The sequence below is a fragment of the Micromonospora sp. NPDC049366 genome (genome assembly GCF_044466625.1).
Classification (GTDB): domain Bacteria; phylum Actinomycetota; class Actinomycetes; order Mycobacteriales; family Micromonosporaceae; genus Micromonospora.
Genome location: NZ_JBITMV010000002.1, coordinates 356,305 through 373,538, shown reverse-complemented (window position 1 = coordinate 373,538; position 17,234 = coordinate 356,305). Strand labels below are relative to the sequence as shown.

9 protein-coding genes and 1 pseudogene are annotated in these 17,234 nt (G+C 71.0%); 3 read left to right on the top strand and 7 right to left on the bottom strand.

All coding sequences use genetic code 11. The annotated features are described in order from the left end of the window. Positions 1-55: 55 nt before the first annotated feature. Positions 56-991 (top strand): annotated as a pseudogene (locus ACIBTV_RS05215) (family 43 glycosylhydrolase); the annotation flags it as partial. Positions 992-1,320: 329 nt separating this feature from the next. Next, complete coding sequence (locus ACIBTV_RS05210; protein ID WP_396702578.1) at positions 1,321-4,059, top strand: beta-L-arabinofuranosidase domain-containing protein; 2,739 nt, start codon at positions 1,321-1,323, stop codon at positions 4,057-4,059. A gap of 115 nt (positions 4,060-4,174) precedes the next feature. Here ACIBTV_RS05210 and ACIBTV_RS05205 read toward each other — a convergent pair whose 3' ends face one another. Continuing rightward, positions 4,175-7,168 carry a glycosyl hydrolase family 95 catalytic domain-containing protein gene (locus ACIBTV_RS05205; RefSeq protein WP_396702576.1) on the bottom strand — a complete coding sequence of 998 codons (2,994 nt, stop codon included), beginning with the start codon at positions 7,166-7,168 and terminating at the stop codon, positions 4,175-4,177. A 332-nt stretch (positions 7,169-7,500) separates the two neighbouring features. Here ACIBTV_RS05205 and ACIBTV_RS05200 point away from each other — a divergent pair, with 332 nt between their 5' ends. Beyond that, positions 7,501-8,196 carry a FadR/GntR family transcriptional regulator gene (locus tag ACIBTV_RS05200; RefSeq protein WP_396702574.1) on the top strand — a complete coding sequence of 232 codons (696 nt, stop codon included), beginning with the start codon at positions 7,501-7,503 and terminating at the stop codon, positions 8,194-8,196. Between the two features lie 36 nt (positions 8,197-8,232). On the opposite strand, the gene ACIBTV_RS05195 is transcribed toward ACIBTV_RS05200, so the two are convergent. The 6 genes from ACIBTV_RS05195 to ACIBTV_RS05170 all read right to left on the bottom strand — a co-directional run bounded on the left by ACIBTV_RS05195 (position 8,233) and on the right by ACIBTV_RS05170 (position 17,146). Continuing rightward, positions 8,233-9,222 carry a LacI family DNA-binding transcriptional regulator gene (locus ACIBTV_RS05195; RefSeq protein ID WP_396702572.1) on the bottom strand — a complete coding sequence of 330 codons (990 nt, stop codon included), beginning with the start codon at positions 9,220-9,222 and terminating at the stop codon, positions 8,233-8,235. A 385-nt stretch (positions 9,223-9,607) separates the two neighbouring features. Continuing rightward, positions 9,608-11,692, bottom strand: a complete 2,085-nt coding sequence (locus tag ACIBTV_RS05190) for an RICIN domain-containing protein (RefSeq protein ID WP_396702570.1) — start codon at positions 11,690-11,692, stop codon at positions 9,608-9,610. A gap of 330 nt (positions 11,693-12,022) precedes the next feature. Next, on the bottom strand, positions 12,023-13,525 hold the full coding sequence (gene araA, locus ACIBTV_RS05185) for an L-arabinose isomerase (protein ID WP_396702568.1): 1,503 nt from the start codon (positions 13,523-13,525) through the stop codon (positions 12,023-12,025). Positions 13,526-13,551: 26 nt separating this feature from the next. Continuing rightward, positions 13,552-14,544 carry a galactofuranose ABC transporter, permease protein YjfF gene (yjfF, locus tag ACIBTV_RS05180; RefSeq protein ID WP_396702566.1) on the bottom strand — a complete coding sequence of 331 codons (993 nt, stop codon included), beginning with the start codon at positions 14,542-14,544 and terminating at the stop codon, positions 13,552-13,554. Beyond that, complete coding sequence (locus ACIBTV_RS05175) at positions 14,541-15,611, bottom strand: ABC transporter permease (RefSeq protein ID WP_396702564.1); 1,071 nt, start codon at positions 15,609-15,611, stop codon at positions 14,541-14,543. The genes yjfF and ACIBTV_RS05175 overlap by 4 nt, the downstream gene beginning before the upstream one ends. Next, positions 15,608-17,146 carry a sugar ABC transporter ATP-binding protein gene (locus tag ACIBTV_RS05170; protein WP_396702562.1) on the bottom strand — a complete coding sequence of 513 codons (1,539 nt, stop codon included), beginning with the start codon at positions 17,144-17,146 and terminating at the stop codon, positions 15,608-15,610. Before ACIBTV_RS05170 ends, ACIBTV_RS05175 begins: the two co-directional genes overlap by 4 nt. Positions 17,147-17,234 lie beyond the last annotated feature (88 nt).

Below are 17,234 nucleotides of genomic sequence, written 5' to 3'. Positions count from 1 at the left end.
CCGCCACCGGGACGTCCGGGTCGGCCGGTCGCCGCTAAACCGGTTTACTGCTAGGTTTCCGGCCATGCTGCGACTTCCGGACCACTGGGTGTGGGACAGCTGGTACGTCAGGGACGACGACGGCCGGTGGCACGCCTTCTTCCTGCGCGCCTCACGGGCCCTGCACGACCCGGACCGCCGCCACCTGCGGGCGACCATCGGCCACGCCGTCTCGACCGACCTGCGCACCTGGGACCTGACGGCCGACGCCCTGGTGCCGGCCGACTCCCCCGCCTTCGACGACCTGGCCACCTGGACCGGCTGCACCGTGCGCGGACCGGACGGGCGCTGGTACCTGTACTACACCGGCGTCTCGCGCGCCGAGGACGGCCTCGTCCAGCGCATCGGCCTGGCCGTCTCCGACGACCTGGTCACCTGGCGCCGACACGGAACCGGGCCGCTCGTGGAGGCCGACCCGACCTGGTACGAGCTGCTCGATCGCGACGCGTGGTACGAGCAGGCCTGGCGGGACCCGTGGGTCTTCCCCGACCCGGACGGCGACGGCTGGCACATGCTCGTCACCGCGCGCGCGAAGCACGGTCCGGCGCGGGAACGCGGCGTCGTGGGCCACGCCACCTCTCCGGACCTGGTCAACTGGACGGTACGGCCACCGCTGTCCACGCCCGCCGGATTCGGTCACCTGGAGGTTCCCCAGGTCGCGGTCGTCGAGGGTCGGCCGATCCTGCTGTTCTGCACCAACGCCGTCGCCGACCCCGATCGGGGCGACCACACCGTGTGGGTGGCGCCCGCCCCGTCCGTACGCGGCCCGTGGGACATCGCCGCCGCCCGCCCGGCCGGCCACCCCCACCTGTACGCGCCGCGCCTGGTCGAGGACGGTGACCGGGGCTGGGCGATGCTCGGCTTCGTCGACCGGGTGGACGGAGCCTTCGTCGGCGAGCTCAGCGACCCGCTCCCGTTCCGGCTTCCGGCCTTCGAACCGGCGGCCCGTTAGCTCACCGCTGGCGCGTGGCGTCGGGGCCGGCGGGGGCGAACCGTCGGCCCGGCCTCCGCATGGGAGCGTCTTGCGTCGCGGTCAGGGCATCAGTATGTTATCGATAACATCGATGTTTCCCCATGCTTACATCGATAACGGGCCGGCCGAATGGGGACGCTCCCATCGATCTCGCGCGGGTTCTGCCGCTCCCCGGCAGGCGACCGGCGCGACACCGGGACGGGCCGCGACGCGCGCCTCCGTCTCCCGCGCGCCAGGCCCGACCGTCACCGGCGCCGTCAGGGGTCCTCCCGGCACACCACCCCCGCCACCGTGTTCGGAGGATCCGCATGTCCGCTCCCCTGCTCAACCGCCGGCTCCTGTTCAAATCCGCCGGCGCCGCCGCCGTCGCGACCGCCGCGGGCGCCGCCGTGACCGGCCCCGCCGGCGCCGCGCTGCCCCCCGTCCGGTCCGACATCGGCGTCTCCGCGTACGCCTTCGAGCCCGGCCAGGTCCGGTTGACCGCCGGACGGTGGCAGGACAACCAGAACCGGACCCTCGCCTACCTGCGCTTCGTCGACGTCAACCGGCTGCTCTACAACTTCCGCGCCAACCACGGCCTCTCCACGGCCGGCGCCGCGCCGACCGGCGGCTGGGACGCCCCGACGTTCCCGTTCCGCACCCACATGCAGGGGCACTTCCTGACCGCCTGGGCCCAAGCCTGGGCGGTGCTCGGCGACACCACCTGCCGCGACAAGGCCAACCAGATGGTGGCCGAGTTGGCGAAGTGCCAGGCCAACAACGCGGCGGTCGGCTTCACCGCCGGCTACCTGTCCGGCTTCCCGGAGTCCGACTTCACCGCCCTGGAGGCGCGGACGCTGAGCAACGGCAACGTGCCCTACTACTGCATCCACAAGACGCTCGCCGGGCTGCTCGACGTCTGGCGTCTCGTCGGCAACACCCAGGCCCGCGACGTGTTGCTGGCCCTGGCCGGCTGGGTCGACTGGCGTACCGGCCGACTCACCGCCACGCAGATGCAGGCCATGCTCGGCACCGAGCTCGGCGGCATGAACGCCGTCCTGTCCGACCTCTACCAGCAGACCGGCACCGCCCGCTGGCTGACCGCCGCCCAACGGTTCGACCACAACGCCGTGTTCAACCCGCTGGCGGCGAACACCGACCAGCTCAACGGGCTGCACGCCAACACGCAGGTGCCCAAGTGGATCGGCGCGGCCCGGGAGTACAAGGCCACCGGCACCACCCGCTACCGGGACATCGCCAGCAACGCCTGGACGATGACCGTCAACGCGCACACCTACGTGATCGGCGGCAACAGCCAGGCCGAACACTTCCGGGCGCCCCACGCCATCGCGGGCTACCTGCGCGCCGACACCTGCGAGGCGTGCAACACGTACAACATGCTCAAGCTGACCCGGGAGCTGTGGCTGCTGGACCCCGACCGCGCGGCCTACTTCGACTTCTACGAGCGGGCGCTGCTCAACCACATGATCGGCCAGCAGAACCCGGCCGACAGCCACGGGCACGTCACCTACTTCACGCCGCTCAACCCCGGAGGCCGTCGCGGCGTCGGCCCGGCGTGGGGCGGGGGCACCTGGAGCACCGACTACAACTCCTTCTGGTGCTGTCAGGGCACCGGCCTGGAGACCAACACCACGCTGATGGACTCGATCTACTTCCACAACGGCACCACCCTGACGGTCAACCTGTTCATGCCGTCGGTGCTGACCTGGTCACAGCGGGGGATCACCGTCACGCAGAGCACCACCTATCCGGTCAGCGACACCACCACGCTGACCGTCACCGGCTCGGTCGGCGGATCGTGGACGATGCGGATCCGGATCCCCGCCTGGACGAGCGGGGCCACCGTGAGCGTCAACGGCACGCCGCAGAACATCGCCACGACACCGGGCAGCTACGCCGGCCTCACCCGCTCGTGGACCCCCGGTGACGTGGTCACGGTCCGGCTGCCGATGCGGGTCGTGCTGGCCGCCGCGAACGACAACGCGGCGGTGCAGGCGGTCACGTACGGCCCGGTGGTGCTCTCCGGGAACTACGGCAACACCACGCTGAGCGGGCTGCCGACGCTGAACACCGGATCGATCAGCCGCACCAGCGGCACCGCCCTGGCGTTCACCGCGGTCGCCAACGGCGCCACCGTCGACCTCGGGCCGTTCTACGACGCCCACGGGCACAACTACACGGTGTACTGGAGCGTCGGCGGCGGCGCCGGCGGCAACGACGCGAGCTTCCGCCTGGCCAACGCCGCCAGCGGGCTGGTGCTCGGCATCCGGGACATGTCCACCGCCGACGGCGGGCTGGCCCTCCAGTGGGCCGACAGCGGCACCGCGGACCACGACTGGCAGCTCCTCGTCGACGCCTCGACGGTCCGGCTGCGCAACGTGCACAGCGGCAAGGTCCTCGGGGTGGAGAACATGTCCACCGCCGACGGCGCGCGCATCCTGCAGTGGGCCGACAACGGCACCGCCGACCACGACTGGACGATCGTCGACGTGGGCGACGGCACGCACAAGCTGCGCAACGCGCACACCGGCAAACTCCTGGCGATCTCGGGCGGCTCGACCGGCCAGGGCGTCCAGGCCGTGCAGGACCCGGACAACGGCAGCCTGGACAACCAGTGGCGGTTCCTGCCCAACGGTGCCCGCCGCATCCAGAACCTCGCCAGCGGGCTCGTCCTCGGCGTGCAGAACATGTCGACCGCCGACGGTGGCCTGGTCATCCAGTGGGGCGACAGTGGCACCGCCGACCACCTGTGGACGGCGGTGGTGGACACCGGCGGCTACCTGCGGCTGCGTAACTCGCACAGCGGGAAGGTGCTCGGTGTGGAGGGCGGTGCGGGCACCGCCGGCGCCCGGGTCGTCCAGTGGACCGACAACGGCGCCGCCGACCAGCGTTGGCGGCTGCGCTACGGCGGCAGCGGCTACTTCCGCGTCCAGTGCGCCAACGGCGGCCGGGTCCTCGGAGTCAGCGGCGGCTCCGGCAGCCAGGGAGCGCAGGTCGTGCTCGGCAACGACAGCGGCGCGGCCGACCAGCGCTGGCGGTTCATCTGACCCGAAGACCCCGGGGTGGCACTATCGGCCACCCCGGGGTCTTCCCGGGTCGTCGCCCCGGGCGCGGACGGTGCTCGGGCCGGCGCCCGCCGCCGCCGCGCGGAGCCGGACGCCGTCAGGCTCCGATCGCGATGGCGAAGATGTGCATCGTGGGCACACCGGCCGCCGGTCGCGCGCTGATGTTGGGCAGGTCCACCCGCGCCACCGGCTTGTTCTGCAGCGTCACCCCGACGTGGTAGACGCAGGCCGGGGTGGTCACCCGCTGGTTGCCCGGCCGGTTCTGGTACGCGGTCACGACGGCGGCGGTCCCACCCGCGTGCGGCCCGCCGTACCAGTCGGGCGTGCTGAGCGTGAACGTCTGCCGGGTGCCGTCCGCGTAGACCACCGCGCCGGTTCCCGAGACGGCGCCGTAGGTGCCGGTCAGGAGGAACCCGAGGGTGCGTCCGGTGCCGGTCACGCTGATGGACTGCCCCGAGGCGATGGCGTTGTCCGCGCCGCCGGGGGCGACGGCGGGCCACCGGAACGCGATCCCGTTGCGGTTCAGCGTGGCGCCGGGCGTGACGCCGGCCTGGGCCAGGGCCTGCGCGGAGAAGCTGGCCCCGTTGCCGTCGACGTTCCCGACGTTGGTGTTGGTGTCGTTGCTGGTGCTGGCGTTGCTGAAACTCTGCTCCAGCGTCGGTACGGTCGGCGAGCCGGTGATCCGGTAGGTGCGTCCGGCCCGCCCGGTGAGCTCGACGAGGTCGCTCTCGATCCGGGTGGTCTGGACCGCCGTGCCGTCCGTGGTGTCGACGACGGTGTGGTTGGCCGCGAACAGCCTTCCACGCAGCCGTACGGTGCCGGCGCGGTCGGGGCGGAGGAGGACCTCGCCGGCCTGGCCGTTGGTCCAGGTGATGCCGACGGTGTGCCCGCCGCGGGCCCGCAGGCCGCTCACCCGACCGTTGGCCCACGCCGACGGCAGCGCGGGCAGGATGTGCAGCTCGCCGATGTGGCTCTGCAGCAGCATCTCCGCGATGCCGGCCGTGGCGCCGAAGTTGCCGTCGATCTGGAACGGCGGGTGCAGGTCGAACATGTTCGGCGCGAGCCGGGCGGGGGTCGCGAGGTAGCGGATCAGGTCATGGGCCCGGTTGCCCTCCTCCATCCGCGCCCAGAAATTGATCTTCCAGGCCAACGACCAGCCGGTGCCGTCGTCGCCGCGCAGCTCCAGCGTCCGCCGTGCGGCCTGGAACAGCTGCGGGGTGCCGCGCCGGGTGATCTGGTTGCTCGGGGCCAACCCGTAGAGGTGGGAGATGTGCCGGTGGTACTGCTCGGTCTCCACCCAGTCGTAGAGCCACTCCTGGATGTTGCCGCGGGCTCCGACCTTCATCGGTGGGAGCCGGTCCCGGGTGGCACGTACCTGGGCCCGGAAGGTGGCGTCGACGTTGAGGATCTCGCTCGCCCGGGCGCAGCCGTCGAAGAGGTCGCGCAGGATCTGGTTGTCCATGGTGGGTCCGGCACACACGCTGGCGTCCTGGTGGTGCGCGATCTCCGGGGAGTTGGACGGGTTGGTGACGAGGTAGCCGAGCGTGGGCTCGGTGACCAGGGTGTCCAGGAAGAACTGCGCCGCCCCCTTCATCGCCGGGTAGTTGGCGCGCAGGAACTCGACGTCGCCGTTGAACAGGTAGTGGTCCCAGATCAGGGTGGCCAGCCAGGCCCCGCCGGTCTGCCACATGCCCCAGAACGCGCCGTCCACCACCGAGGTGGCCCGCCACGCGTCGGTGTTGTGGTGGGTGACCCAGCCGCCGGCGCCGTACTGCACCTGGGCGGTGCGGGCACCGGCGACGGCGAGGTCCCGGACGAGATCGAAGACCGGAGCGTGGCACTCGGCCAGGTTGGTGGTGTTGGCCGGCCAGTAGTTCATCGGCAGGTTGGCGTTGATGGTGTACTTGGAGTCCCACGCCGGTGTGAGCGAGTCGTTCCAGATGCCCTGGAGGTTCGCGGGCTGGGTGCCCGGACGCGAGGAGGAGATGAGCAGGTATCGCCCGAACTGGAACAACAGCGCGGAGAACTGCGGGTCGGTGACGCTGTTGTGCTGGGCGATCCGGACGTCGGTGGGCTGGTCCGCGGCGGAGGTGCGACCCAGGTCGAGACTGACCCGCCCGAACAGCGCCTGGTAGTCGGTCACGTGCCGGGCGCGCAGCTGGTCGTAGCTGCTGGCGCGCGCGGCGCTGAGGTGCCGGCGGGCGATGCCCTGGTAATCGCCACCGACGTTGCGGAAGTTGACGTAGCTGGAGCCGATCGAGATCAGCAGGGTCACGCTGGTGGCGCCGGTGACCCGCAGGGTGCCGCCCGAGCTGGACACGGTGCCACCGCTCACGGCGGCGTTGGCCAGGGCCAGGAAGCGGACGGCGCCGGTGACGCCCTCCTGGTTGCCGGAGACCCCGTCGAGGGCGATGGTGCTGCCGTCCGGGCTGGAGACGGTCGTCCGCTGCGGGCTGTCGAAGGTGGCCGTGAAGGTGATCGCACCGGTGCGGTCGGCGGTCAGCCGCATCGCGATGATCTGGTCCGGCGCGCTGGCGAAGACCTCGCGCCGGTGTCGGACACCGTTCAGCAGGTAGGTCGTCGACGTGGTCGCGGTGGTCAGGTCGAGGACGCGGTCGTACTCCGACGCCCCGCCCGAGGAGGGGAAGGTCAGCCGGAGGTTGCCGACGGTCTGGTAGGCCAGCTGCCCACCGGGGTTGCCCAGCATGTTCTGGTTGACCAGGTTCTGGGCCTGGGTCCACTGGCCCGCGAAGACCAGCCGGCGGATCTCCGCCAGGGCTCCGGCGCCCCGGGGATTGCTGGGATCGTGCGGGCCACCGGCCCAGACCGTGTCCTCGTTGAGTTGGAGTCGCTCGGCGTCGACGTTGCCGAACACCATCGCGCCGAGCCTGCCGTTGCCGATCGGCAGCGCACGCAGCCAGTCCGAGCCCGCCGCCTCGTCGTACCAGAGCGCGAGGTCGCCGGCCGCCTGCACCTGTGGCGGTGCGGCCGCGTCGGCGCGGGCCACGGCGGTCCACGACAGCGGCAGCAGGGCGCCACCGGCTCCGGCAGCGCCGATCTTGAGGGCCTGGCGTCGGGTCAGGTCTGACATCGATCCTCCAACTGGTGACCGGTCCGGCCACCTCGCGGCGGGAACGCGCGAAGCGCCGACAGGTGAATCGGCCGGTGGCGACTGGGGCGGCTCCGCCGGGCGGGCCACCGAGTGGCCCCGGAACTGCCAGACGTCTGATGTGTTTCGGGAAGGTTACTGCCGGGCCATGAGATAGGCAATGGTCAATTGAAAGAGGTTTCGCCCCAACCCGATACTGGTCGCGCCGGTCACCGATCGGAACGCTCATGCGCGACGACACCAACACTCGACTGATACGTCAGATGTCTATAGGGTGGGTGAGTGCAGCCGGCACCGGCCGGAAGGAGCTGTCCGTGGCACTGACCGACGACGCGATCGCCAAGATTCGCAACCTCATCCAGAGCGGCGAGCTACCGCCCGGCGCGCGCCTGCCACCGGAGCCGCAGTTGGCCGCGCAGATGGGCCTGTCCCGCAGCGGGATCCGGGAGGCGGTGAAGGTCCTCGAGTCGGCCCGGGTGCTCGACGTGCGGCGCGGTGACGGGACGTACGTCACCAGCCTCGCGCCCCGGCTGTTGCTGGAGGGCCTCGGGGTCGCCGTGGAGCTGCTGCGCGACGACACGCTGCTGGAGGTCATGGAGGTACGCCGACTGCTGGAGCCGCTGGCGACCGGCCTGGCCGCGGTGCGGATGAGCGACGCCGATCTCGACGGGCTCGGTCAGATCCTGGAGGACATGCGGGCGGCCGCCGACGATGCCGAGAAGCTGGTGCAGTTCGACAGCGACTTCCACCACACCGTCGTCGCGACGACCGGCAACGAGACCCTCACCTCGCTGCTGGACGGGTTGTCCGGCCGCACGCTGCGGGCCCGCGTCTGGCGCGGCCTGATCGAGGGCAACGCGGCGCGCCAGACGATCGACGAACACGAGGGGATCTACCTCGCGCTGCGCTCACGCGACCAACTGCTCGCGCAGGCCAACGCGCTGATCCACATCAACACCTCGGAGGCGTGGCTGCGGACGGTGCTCGCCGCCCAAGCCGCGGACGCATGACCCGCGAACGCGCGGATCCGGCGGATGGAACGGACTCTAGCGGGCCGGCGGGGCGCCGACGCTGTTGCGCGAGACCAGGGTCGGCGCGATGGTCTGCCGCAGTGGGCCGGCGACCTCCGTCTCGATCTGGGCGAGCAGCAGGTCCAGGCTCGCCCGGGCGACCGCGGCGAAGTCGGGCCGCACGGTCGTCAGCGGCGGAATGAAGTATGCCGCCTCCGGCACGTCGTCGAAGCCGACCACACTGATGTCGTCGGGCACCCGGCGGCCGTGCTCGTGCAGCGCCCGCAGCACACCGAGGGCCAGGTGGTCGTTGGCGGTGAAGACCGCGCTGACCTCCGGCATCCGGGCGAGCATCTGCCCGCAGCGGTAGCCGGCCGCCGCGGACCAGTCCCCGGCGATCAGGGGCGGCACCTCGGCGCCCGCCGCCTGCAACGCCTCCCGCCATCCTTCGATCCGCCCGGCGCTGTCGAACCAGTCGGACGGGCCGGACACGTGCCACACCGTGCGATGTCCGGCGTCGAGGAGGTGCCGCGTGGCCGCCCGGGCCCCGGCGACCTGGTCGACCGTCACCAGGGGGATCGGCCGGCTCGGGTCACCGTCGACGGTCACCAGGGGCACCTCCTGGGGCAGCCGTTCGAGGGCCTCCCCCGCCGACTCGACCGGCGCGATCACCACGATCCCGGCGACCCGGTGGGCCAGGTGCCGCTCCACCGCGGCGGAGATGGACCGGTGGTCGAGGTCGTTGACGCTGCCGACGGTGACCGCGAAACCCGCCTCGGCGGCCGCCTGCTCCAGCGCCGCCAGCAGCGACGCCGGGCCGTAGAGCGTGGTGTTCTGCGCGACCACGCCGATCACCTGGGACCGGCCGGTGACCAGCGCGCGGGCCGCCCGGTTGGGTCGGTAGCCGAGTTCGGCGATGGCCGCCTGGACCCTCAGGCGGGTCTGCTCGCGCACGTTGGGGTGCCCGTTGAGGACCCGGGACACCGTCTGGTGGGAGACTCCGGCGAGGCGAGCCACGTCCGTCATCGCGGGACCGCGCACGGCCACCTCACTTTCCCCGCCTGCCCGTCGGCGGCCCGCCGGTCGGGATCGACGGGCGGCGGCCAGCTGTGCGAATGAGCTCTCTGCCACCGCCGCCTGGGCGCCCGTGGCAGAGATCTGGATCGTCGACAGTCTACGCCAGCCACCGCCAGGGCCAGGGGCGCGGTGCGGTGCCGAGAGCGATCCCGGTCGACGGCCGAATTGCGGTCGATCGCCCTGGTGAAACCGACCCGGGGGAATGTCAGGACCCGGACCTCGACGCCGACGGGTGACCCCGGGACGGTGCGTTCGCGGTGGGTCTGCGCACCGTCCCGGGGCCGATCGCCGGAATCCTCGCCGAGCGCCGTGTGGCGTTACGTCGGGACCGGCGTCACGGTGTCGCGAGGGTGAACCGGCGCACCGTCACCGTGCCGCCCAGCGCCTGGGTGGCGTAGTTGAAAATGCCGAATCGGTAACCCATGAAGAATTGCCAGGCATTGTTGAGCGTCAGCGCGTTGCCGAGCGGAACGAAGGTGACCCCGTCCGTGCTGTACGAGAAGGTCGCCTGCCGTCCGGCGCCGGGACGGATGTCGGCGTTGGCGCGCAGCCAGATCCGTCCGCCGGACACCGGCGCGCTGGCGATCTCGGTCCCGGTGCTGACGGTGTCCCAGTTCGTGCCCATGGCCAGGCCGTTGGTCATGACCACCCGGGTGGCGCCGTTGTCCCGCCGGACGCCGATCCAGGCCGAACTGTCGCGCAGCATGGCGAGTCCGGCGCGGTCGCCGTCGCGCATGGTGGAGTAGTCCAGCTCGATGGCGCCGGTCGACGTCGGGCCCTGGATCCGGTGGGTCAGCGTGTTACGGGCCCGGTAGAGGTCGTTGGTCACCGAGGCGGTCTGCAGGCGCAGCCCGTCGCTGACCGACCAGCGGCTGTCGTCCGGGTTGTGGTTCCACTCGTACTGGACACCGAGGGTGGTGCCGGGGAAGGTGTCGGTGCCGGTGAGCGGCTTGACCGGCCGCGTCGGCAGGGGGTTGGGGTAGTTGACGCCCCAGGAACCGTTGACCGTCTGCACCTGCGGCCAGCCGTCGCTGGTCCAGGTGATCGGTGCCAGGGTCGGCATCCGCCCGCCGGGGTAGGCGTCGGTGAACGCCATGTAGTACCAGGCGCCGTTCTGGGTCTGCACCAGCCCGCCCTGGTGCGGCACGCCGCCGCCGGAGATCGGACCGGGCATGTTCAGCAGCACCTGCCGCTGCTCGTACGGGCCGAAGGGGCCGTTGGTCGACTTGAGCACGTACTGCCCGTTGGCCGGTCGGGTGAGCCAGATGTAGTAGGCCCCGTTGCGCTTGTAGAAGCGCGCTCCCTCCAGGGTGCCGATGCTCGACGGCGTCTGGTAGACCTGCTGGGCCCGCACCTGCGTGCGCCCGTCGGCGGAGAGCTGGGCCACGCTGATCGTGCCGTTGCCGTAGGCGACGTACATCGTGTCGTTGTCGTCGACCAGCAGCCCCGCGTCGTAGTAGCAGTTGGGGATGGTGGTCAGCCGACTCCAGGCACCGTCGACGGCGGAGGCGGTGTAGATGTGCGTCTGGGCGAAGTCGATGCATCCGGCCCAGTAGAAGGTGCGGTTGCTGGGACGGTAGTTCAACGTCGAGGCCCAGATGCCGTCGACGTACGCGTTGGCGCCGTTGGTCAGGTCGTACTTGCCGCCGAAGTCCAGCCGGGGCACGGAGTGCCCGGCGAACTCCCAGTTGACCAGGTCCCAGGAGCGCAGCACCGGGGCGCCGGGCGAGTAGTGCATGGTGGAGGCGGACATGTAGTAGACGTCGCCGACCCGGATGATGTCGACGTCGGCGAAGTCCTGCCAGACGACCGGGTTGGTGAAGGTGCCGGTGCCCGGGTTTCCGGTGTCGCCGACGCGTACCAGCTGCCACTGCTGGTGGGTGCCGTTGAAGTCGTCGTACTGGACCACGTTGCCGCCGTCCGCGGTCGAGGCGTTCTGCACCTCCACCGCCCGGTTCGAGTTGCGGTTCACCAGCCGGACGAAACCACCGGCCGAGTCCACCAACCGGAACTGCTGGTTGGCGCCGTTGTGGTCCGCCCACTGCACGATGCTCGCGCCGTTGGCCGTCGAGGCGTTGTAGACGTCCAGCACCTTGCCGGAGTGCCGCGACCGCAACCGGTAGTACCCGCCACCGGAGTCCACGAACTGCCACTGCTGCCACGCGCCGTCGTTGCGGGCCCACTGGGCGATCCGCGCTCCGTCGTTCGTGGCCCGGTTGTAGACGTCCAACGCCTTGCCGCTGTTGCGGTTCACCAGCACGTACCACGCGCTGGTGTCCACCGTCGCGGCCGTAGCCGGCGACGGCGCCACACCCACCAGGGCGCTGCCCACCAGCACCACCGCGAGCGCGGCGGCGACCCGCGAGAGCCAGCCGCGGCGCCGGTACGCGGCCCTGCCGGGCCTACCGATGGCAACCATGATCCTCCTCAGGTGACGACGGGAACCGGGAGCGCTCGGCGAGCCGCCAGCCGGGCCGCGGACGTGCCGCGGCACGGATCGACGAGGCCAATCGTGTGATCGTTCACAACAGCGCACCTGCCCGGGGGCGCGCGAACTCGAACGACTGCATCGCGACGATCCAGAGCCCGGCGGGGCCTGGAATGCCGGTCGCCTTATCCATCGACTGTGAGCGATAACATGGCTGTCGTCAAGACGTAACACAGACGGCGGGACACCCCACCGCGAACAGGCGGATGGTCCGCCCCGAGCCGGGGCGGACCACCCATGTCCGTCGATGCCGGGGCGGCGTCAGAACCCCCGGGCGAGCCGGTAGTACGCCTGGTTCCACCGGAGCTCGTCAGCGAAGCGGCGCGGTTGCGTGTCCGCGTCGATGACGACCAACTCGGTGTGGGTCATCTCGGCCAGGTCGCGCAGCTCCTCGACGCCGACGGCCTGGGACAGCACGGTGTGGTGCGGCGCGCCGGCGGTGATCCAGGCCTCGGCCGAGCCGGGCAGGTCCGGCCGGGGTCGCCACACGGCCCGGGCCACCGGCAGCCGACGCAGCGGATGCGGCGGCGTCACGACGTCGATCTCGTTGGCCACCAGGCGGAAGCGCTCCCCCATGTCGGCCAGGCCGAGCACGACCGCCGGGCCCGGCGCGGCGTCGAACACCAGCCGGACCGGATCCTCGCGGCCGCCGATGCTCAGCGGGTGGATCTCCGCCGTCGGGGTGCCCTGCGCGATCGACGGGCACACCTCGAGCATGTGCGCCCCGAGCACCAGCTCCTCGCCCGGGGTCAGGTCGTAGGTGTAGTCCTCCATGAACGACGTGCCGCCGTCGACCCCGACCGCCATCGCCTTGAGCGTGTGGACCAGGACGGAGGTCTTCCAGTCACCCTCGCCGCCGAAGCCGTAGCCGTCGCGCATCAGCCGCTGCACGGCGATGCCGGGCAGCTGACGCAGACCGCCCAGATCCTCGAAGTTGGTGGTGAAGGCCCGGAAGCCGCCCTCGTCCAGGAAGGCGCGCATGCCCAGCTCCAGCCGCGCGGCGTACCGCAGCGAGTCGTGCCGGGCACCACCCGCACGCAGCTGCGGGTCGACCTTGAACGTGTCGTCGTACTCCTTGACCAGGTCGTCGACCTGGGCCTCGGCGATCTGGTCGACGACCGCGACGAGGTCGTTCACGCCATAGGTGTTGACCGAGACACCGAAGCGCAGCTCGGCCTCGACCTTGTCGCCCTCGGTCACCGCGACGTCGCGCATGTTGTCGCCGAAGCGGGCCAGGCGCAGCGACCGCATCGCCGACCAGCCCAGCGCCGCACGGGTCCAGGCGCCGACCCGGGCGGTCACCCGGGGGTCGCTCACGTGCCCGGCGACCGTCTTGCGGGCCACCCCCAGCCGCGTCTGGATGAACCCGAACTCGCGGTCGCCGTGCGCGGCCTGGTTCAGGTTCATGAAGTCCATGTCGATGTCGTCCCACGGCAGCCGGACGTTGGCCTGGGTGTGCAGGTGCAGCAGCGGGGTCCGCAGGGCGTCCAGGCCGGAGATCCACATCTTCGCCGGCGAGAAGGTGTGCATCCAGGCGATCACCCCGACGGCACCCTGCGTGGCCGCGTCCCGACATGCCTTGAGGATGTCGGCGCTGGATGTCAGGACCGGTTTCCAGACCACCCGGGCGGGGATGTCCGGCGAGGCGTCGAGCTGCGCGGCGATCTGCCGGGACTGGTCGGCGACCTGTCGGAGGGTGTCCTCGCCGTACAGGCCCTGGCTTCCGGTGAGGAACCAGACCTCGGGTACAGGGTGTGTTGCCATGGCGTTGCCTTCCGCGAGATGGGCGGTCACTTGAAGCGGATGCCGATGAGGCGCTGGAGGAGGATGAAGGCGAAGAGCAGGCCGCCGATCACGATCCGGGTCCACCAGGAGTTGAGGCTGCCGTCGAAGGTGATCAGGGTCTGGATCACGCCCAGCACCAGCACGCCCAGCACGGTGCCGAAGATGTAGCCGGACCCGCCGGTGAGCACGGTGCCGCCGATGACGACGGCCGCGATGACGTCCAGCTCCATCCCGATGGCGATCAGCGGCGCGCCGGAGAGCGTGTAGAACGACAGCAGGATGCCGCCGATGGCCGAGCAGAGGCCGCTGACCGTGTAGACCGCGATCCGGGTACGCCCCACCGGCAGGCCCATCAGCAGCGCCGACTGGGGGTTGCCGCCGATCGCGTACACGGTGCGCCCGAAGCGGGTGTACGCCAGCACGTACGCGGCGAGCAGGACCACCGCGAACGCGATCAGCACGCTGATCGAGACGAAGTTCCCGCGTGGGTCGCCGATGCGCTGCTGCGACGCGGCCGTCCAGAAGCCGTCGGTGATGGGGATGGACGACTGGCTGATGAAGGTGCACATGCCGCGGGCGAAGAACATGCCGGCGAGGGTGACGATGAACGGTTGGAGTTCGAAGAAGTGGATCGCGCAGCCCATCAGGAAGCCGAGGGTGGGCCCGATGAGCAGCGCGATGACGAGCACCAGCGCGGCGGGCAGCCCGTCGCGCAGCAGCGACGCCGACACCATCGCGGTCATCGCGACGACGGAGCCGACCGACAGGTCGATCCCCCCGGTGAGGATCACGAAGGTCATACCGACCGCGACGACCAGCAGGAAGCCGTTGTCGATGAAGACGTTGAAGACGACCTGGATGTTGGAGAACGCCCGGTACTGGGACACGCCGATGCCGTACATCACCAGCAGCAGCGCGAGCGTGACCAGGACCGGCACGTGCCGGCGGGGCAGACTGGGCCGCCAGCCGCGAACGCCGGTCAGCGACGTGCTGCTCATGCTGCCACCTCTTCCTTCTCGCGCGGTGCGGCCGTCGGCCCGGGCCGGGGCGCCCGCCGTCGACGGCTGAACTTCGCCCGGAACGCCGGCGCCTGGATGAGGCAGACGGCGATGACGACGACCGCCTTGAACAGCAGGGACGTCTGCGGGGAGATGTCCATGGCGTACACCGTGGTGGTGAGCGTCTGGATGATCAGTGCGCCGAGGATCGTGCCGCTGAGGGAGAACCGGCCGCCGGCGAGGGAGGTGCCGCCGATGACCACCGCGAGGATGGCGTCGAGCTCCACCCACAGACCGGCGGCGTTCCCGTCGGCGCTGGAGACGTTGGCAGTGATCATGAAGCCGGCGATCGCGGCGCAGGCGGCGCTGACCACGTACACCAGGAAGATGATCCGGCTGGAGCGGATGCCGGCGAGCCGGCTGGCCTCGGCGTTGCCGCCGACCGACTCGACGATCAGGCCGAGGGCGGTGCGGCGGGTGAGCGCGGCGACCAGCAGGGCCGCGGCCAGGGCGATGAAGATGGCCAGCGGCAGGGTCAGGAAGTGCCCGAGCCCGATCGCCCGGTACGGAGCGGAGTTGATCGTGACGATCTGACCCTCGGTGAGCAGCTGCGCGAGCCCTCGGCCGGCCACCATCAGGATCAGGGTGGCGATGATGGGCTGGATGCCGATGACGGCGACCAGCACCCCGTTCCAGGCGCCGAGCACGAGGGCGGCGCCGAAGGCGAGGGCGAGGGCAGTGAAGACGGTCGAGAGGCTGTTCGGGTCGGGCGCCTGGCTGATGACGACGCAGGCGATGGCACCGCTGATGGCGCAGAGCGAGCCGACGGACAGGTCGATGCCGCCGGTGGCGATGACGAGGGTCATGCCCAGCGCGACCAGCATCAGCGGGGCGCTCAGGCGGAGGATGTCCACCGGTGTCCCGTAGAGGTTCCCGTTCTTGACCTCGATGGACAGGAAGCCGGGCCGGTAGATGGTGTTGGCCAGGATCATGACCACCAACACGAGCACGGGCCAGAACAGGCGGTGGCCGGTCAGCGGACGGAGGCGCTCGGCGACGGCGCTCATCGTTGCACCTCCTCGTTGCCGGCTCCGCTGGCGATGGTCTGCATGACGCGGTCGGCGTCGAGGCTGTCGTCGTTGTCGAGCTGCGCCACCATCGTCCGGTCGCGCATGACGGCGACCCGGTGGCTCAGCCGCAGCACCTCTTCCAGCTCGGCGGAGATGAACAGCACCGCCACTCCCCCGTCGGAGAGCTCCACCACCAGCTTCTGGATCTCGGCCTTCGCGCCGATGTCGATGCCGCGGGTGGGTTCGTCGAGGATCAGCAGCCGCGGTTCGGTGATGAGCCAGCGGGCCAGGAGCACCTTCTGCTGGTTGCCGCCGGACAGGTTGCGCACCGGCAGGTCGGGGTTGGCCGGCCGGATGCTGAGCGCCTTGACGTACTTCTCGACCAGCTCGTCCTGCCGCCGCCGGGGGATCGGCCGCAGCCAGCCGCGGGCCGCCTGCATGGCGAGGATCATGTTCTCGCGGACCGACAGCTCGGGCACGATGCCCTCCGCCCGGCGGTTCTCCGAGCAGAAGCCGACACCGTGGTCGATGGCCTGCACCGGGTTGCGCAGCGACGCCTTGCTGCCCCGCACCGCGACCTGGCCGTGGTCGGCCCGGTCGGCGCCGAAGAGCAGTCGGGCGACCTCGGTGCGGCCGGAGCCGAGCAGGCCGGCCAGGCCGACGACCTCACCGGCGTGGATGCGCAGGCTGAACGGGGCGACGGCGCCCTTGCGACCGAGCTGCTCGGCGTCGACCAGCGGGCTCTCGTCGGGCCGCACCGCGGCCCGCTTCTGCTGCTCGTCGAGGCGCTCCAGGACGTCGAGTTCCTTGCCGATCATCTTCTCGACGAGGCTGAACTGCGGCAGCTCCTCGGTGCGGTACTCCCCCACCAGGGCGCCGTTGCGCAGCACGGTGATGCGGTCGGCGATGCCGTACACCTGGTCGAGGAAGTGGGTGACGAACAGGATCGCGATGCCCTCGTCACGCAGCTGCCGCATGACCCGGAACAGCTGGGCGACCTCGCCGGCGTCCAGGCTGGAGGTCGGCTCGTCGAGAATGAGCACCCGGGCCCGTACGTCGATCGCGCGGGCGATGGCGACCATCTGCTGCACGGCCAGCGAGTAGCTGCCCAGCTGCGCGGCGACGTCGATGTCGAGGTCGAGCCGGGCCAGCAGTTCGCGCGCCCGGCGGCGCATCTCGCCCCACCGGATGGCGCCCAGGCGACGGGGCTCCCGGCCGACGAAGATGTTCTCCGCCACCGACAGGTTGGTGCAGAGATTGACCTCCTGGTAGACGGTGCTGACCCCGGAGGCGGCCGCCTGCATCGGCCCGCTGAACGCGACCTGCTCGCCGGCGAGGGTGATCACGCCGTCGTCCGTGTCGTAGACGCCGGTCAACACCTTGATCAGGGTCGACTTGCCGGCGCCGTTCTCACCCATGAGGGCGTGGACCTCGCCGGGAAACAGCCGGAAGTCGACGTCCTGGAGGGCGCGGACCCCGGGGAAGGTCTTGCGTATCCCGGTCATGGTCAGGACCGGCTGGCTACCCGTCATCCCATCAGACCTCTTCTGGATGGTGTCGGTAGGAAGGATCGGCGCGACGGGCCGGGGCCGCCGTACGCGGACGGCGGCCCCGGCGTCG

Coding starts and splice junctions, on each gene's coding strand:
- ACIBTV_RS05170 (WP_396702562.1), bottom strand. CDS start 17,146: ATGACGGGTAGCCAGCCGGTCCTGACCATGACCGGGATACGCAAGACC.
- ACIBTV_RS05210 (WP_396702578.1), top strand. CDS start 1,321: ATGTCCGCTCCCCTGCTCAACCGCCGGCTCCTGTTCAAATCCGCCGGC.
- yjfF (WP_396702566.1), bottom strand. CDS start 14,544: ATGAGCAGCACGTCGCTGACCGGCGTTCGCGGCTGGCGGCCCAGTCTG.
- ACIBTV_RS05195 (WP_396702572.1), bottom strand. CDS start 9,222: ATGACGGACGTGGCTCGCCTCGCCGGAGTCTCCCACCAGACGGTGTCC.
- araA (WP_396702568.1), bottom strand. CDS start 13,525: ATGGCAACACACCCTGTACCCGAGGTCTGGTTCCTCACCGGAAGCCAG.
- ACIBTV_RS05190 (WP_396702570.1), bottom strand. CDS start 11,692: ATGGTTGCCATCGGTAGGCCCGGCAGGGCCGCGTACCGGCGCCGCGGC.
- ACIBTV_RS05175 (WP_396702564.1), bottom strand. CDS start 15,611: ATGAGCGCCGTCGCCGAGCGCCTCCGTCCGCTGACCGGCCACCGCCTG.
- ACIBTV_RS05205 (WP_396702576.1), bottom strand. CDS start 7,168: ATGTCAGACCTGACCCGACGCCAGGCCCTCAAGATCGGCGCTGCCGGA.